This window comes from Mesorhizobium sp. M5C.F.Ca.IN.020.32.2.1, from assembly GCF_004023105.1.
In the GTDB taxonomy this organism is placed as follows: domain Bacteria; phylum Pseudomonadota; class Alphaproteobacteria; order Rhizobiales; family Rhizobiaceae; genus Mesorhizobium; species Mesorhizobium wenxiniae.
Genome location: NZ_RZSX01000766.1, coordinates 1 through 3,068, shown reverse-complemented (window position 1 = coordinate 3,068; position 3,068 = coordinate 1). Strand labels below are relative to the sequence as shown.

Genomic DNA, 3,068 nt, shown 5'->3' with positions numbered 1-3,068 from the left:
GTCCCCATACCGGTCGCGCCGAGCTCGGCCGAAATGTCGGCAAAGGTCTTGAACCAATCGACATAGTAGCGGCGCACATCGGCGTCCGGATGGCCGAAATGGTTGAGCCGCCCATAAGGGCCGGTCATCCCCGACTTCACGCACACGCCGGTGCGGTCGAGCGCGTTGCGGAACAGGCGGATGAATTTCGAGATCGTCGCCGCCGGCCAGCCGGGATTGACGAATTCATGCGTGAGCTGCACGTCCCGGATGCCGATGTCGTAAGCGATCGCATCAATCAGATCGTCCGGTTCGGCGAAACGGTTGACCAGCGGATTGGTGTTGAGAGAAAGCGTAAAGGCCATCAGCTTGCTTTCACCAGCCGGCTCGCGCACCAGTCCTCGAAGGCGGCTCTTTCTGCGGCGGACAGATGCAGCCCATGCTTGGTGCGCCGTTCGAGAATGTCGGCAGCGGTCAGCGCCCATTCATATTCGAACAAATAATTGGCTTCGCGTTCGAAAAAATCTTTGCCGAAGCACCGCCCCAGATCGGCGACTGACCTGGCCGCACCGACCAGAACGCGCGTCCTGGTGCCGTAGAGCCGGCCATAATGCTTCACCAGCGATGCCGGCATCCAGGGATATTCGCGGCCGAGATCGCCGAGAAACTGCTCGAAGTCGGCATTAGCGATATCGCCACCCGGCAGATAGCCTTTCGATGTCCATCGCGTGCCCATTTTCGGAAAGAACGGGGCGATCCTATCCAGCGCGTGCTCGGCCAATTTGCGGAAGGTGGTGATCTTGCCGCCGAAGACGGACAGCAACGGCGCCTGCCCGGCCGATGCGTCGAGCTCGAAAATATAATCGCGCGTTACCGCGCTGGGGTTGTCGGCGTTGTCGTCATAGAGCGGCCGGACGCCGGAAAACGAGTAGATGACATCGTCGCGGGCAAGTTCGCGCTTGAAGTAGCGGTTGACGATTTTGATCAGGTAGTCGATCTCGCTGCTATCAGCCTTCACATCTTCCGGCCGCCCGTCATAGGGGATGTCGGTGGTACCGATCAGCGCCAGATCGTTCTGGTAAGGGTTGATGAAGATCACGCGCTTGTCGCTGTTCTGGACGAGATAGGCCTGCCGCCCCTCCCAGAATTTCGGCACGACGATGTGGCTGCCCTTGACCAGGCGCACATTTCGTTTGGAGTTCTGGCCGGCCACGCGGTTGATGATGTCGTTGACCCAGGGACCGGCGGCGTTGATCAGCGCCCGTGCCCGAACCGTTGTCGTCACGCCGGTTCGGCTGTCGCGCATCTCGACCGACCACAGGCCGTTTTCACGGCGGGCGGCGGTGCAGGCGGTCCGGGCAAGGATCTTGGCTCCGCGCTCCGCGGCATCGAGCGCATTGATGATGACGAGACGGGCATCGTCGACCCAGCAATCGGAATATTCGAAACCGCGCTTGAACACATCCTTGATCGGCGCGCCTTCGGGCGCGGTGCGCAGGTTGAGCGTGCGGGTGGCCGGCAGCCGCTTGCGGCCGCCGAGATGATCGTAGAGGAACAGGCCGAGCCGGACCAGCCATGCCGGCCGGTCGTCAGGGCTGTGCGGCAGCACGAAGCGCATCGGCCAGATAATGTGCGGAGCGGATTCAAGCAGCACTTCGCGCTCGATCAGCGCCTCGCGCACCAGCCGGAATTCGTAATATTCAAGATAGCGCAGGCCGCCATGGACGAGCTTTCCCGATCGCGAACTGGTGCCTTCGGCCAGATCGTCCTTCTCGCACAGAATGACGGACAAGCCGCGGCCGGCTGCGTCGCGCGCGATGCCGGCGCCGTTGACACCGCCGCCGATAACGAAGAGGTCGACGATTTCAGTGGCGCCGCTCATCTCGCCGGGTCCTCGGTGCCTGGATTGTGTTTCATGGCTGCCGCGACCTTCAGCATGGATTGACGGGTGGGAGCCCGGCGATGAAGCGGCGCACCTCTTCGGCCGCCTGCTCGGCCGCATAGGTCACCGTGCGCACCGATGCGCCGGCGATATGCGGCGTCAGCGTGACGTTCGGAAGCTGCAGCAGCGGCCAGTCCGCAGGCACCGGCTCGACCGCGAACGTCTCCAGCATCGCGCTGCCGATATGGCCTGAGACGAGCGCATCGTAAAGCGCGTTGTAGTCGACCAGCGGCCCGCGCGCCGTGTTGACGAAGATCACCCCAGGCTTCATTCGGGCGATGGTGTCCTTGTTGATCAGTCTGCGGGTCTCCTCAGTCACCCGGGGATGAAGCGTGACCACATCGGAGCGGGACAGGAGATCGTCGAGCGCGACCAGTTCGACGCCGCCATTGCGGTCTTCGGCGCTCAGTTGCACGTAGGGATCGGTGACCAGGATGCGGCAGCCGAACGCGCGCAGCAGGCGGACAACCTTGGTGCCGATATTGCCGTAGCCGATAACGCCGACGGTCATTTCGTTGAGCTCGCGGCCAGTGCGGTCGGCCCGGTAGAGATCGCCGCGCCATTCCCCTTTGCGCAAGGCTTCGTGCCCGACCCGGATCAGCCGCGTCTCGGCAAGGATGGCACCGATGGTGAACTCGGCCACCGCACTTGCATTGCGGCCGGGCACATTGACGACGGTGACGCCGTGGGCCTTGGCGGCAGCCATGTCGATGTTGATCGGGCCGCCGCGCGATACCGCAACCAGTTTGAGTGTGGGCAGGCGCTGCATCATGGTCTCGGAGAGCGGCGCAAGCTGGGTGACGAATATCTCGGCGTCGCCGATGAAATCGACCACCTCGTCCGGATCGCCAAAATACTCCTTGACCTTGTCGAGGCCGAGCGCCGCATTGCCGAACTCCATCGGCTCGTCGGGCCACGCTGTCTCAAGGGTACGAATGTCGAGATTGTCGCCGCAGGCCTTCTCGATTTTCTCGCGAAACACCTCGGGAAGCATGAAGCGGTCGCCAATGATTGCAATCTTCTTACGCATGCTCGACTTCTCAGTTTGCCCTGGATGCGGCCATCGACCGCCAGACCGGCCGCAGCGCCTCATGCGCCAATGTGTAGGACGGAGCCACCCGCTCATAGATCGCGGCAAGTTTTCGGT

The 3,068-nt window shown here is 62.7% G+C and carries 2 protein-coding genes and 1 pseudogene; all 3 read right to left on the bottom strand.

Annotated elements, in window-relative coordinates; genetic code table 11:
• A pseudogene (locus EOA86_RS28480) lies at positions 1 to 344 on the bottom strand (sugar phosphate isomerase/epimerase); the annotation flags it as partial.
• Complete coding sequence (locus EOA86_RS28475; RefSeq protein WP_128344708.1) at positions 344 to 1,861, bottom strand: glycerol-3-phosphate dehydrogenase; 1,518 nt, start codon at positions 1,859 to 1,861, stop codon at positions 344 to 346. The gene EOA86_RS28475 and the pseudogene EOA86_RS28480, both read right to left, overlap by 1 nt.
• A gap of 49 nt (positions 1,862 to 1,910) precedes the next feature.
• Positions 1,911 to 2,951, bottom strand: a complete 1,041-nt coding sequence (locus EOA86_RS28470; RefSeq protein ID WP_065008366.1) for a 2-hydroxyacid dehydrogenase — start codon at positions 2,949 to 2,951, stop codon at positions 1,911 to 1,913.
• Between the last annotated feature and the right edge of the window lie 117 nt (positions 2,952 to 3,068).

Coding starts and splice junctions, on each gene's coding strand:
- EOA86_RS28475 (WP_128344708.1), bottom strand. CDS start 1,861: ATGAGCGGCGCCACTGAAATCGTCGACCTCTTCGTTATCGGCGGCGGT.
- EOA86_RS28470 (WP_065008366.1), bottom strand. CDS start 2,951: ATGCGTAAGAAGATTGCAATCATTGGCGACCGCTTCATGCTTCCCGAG.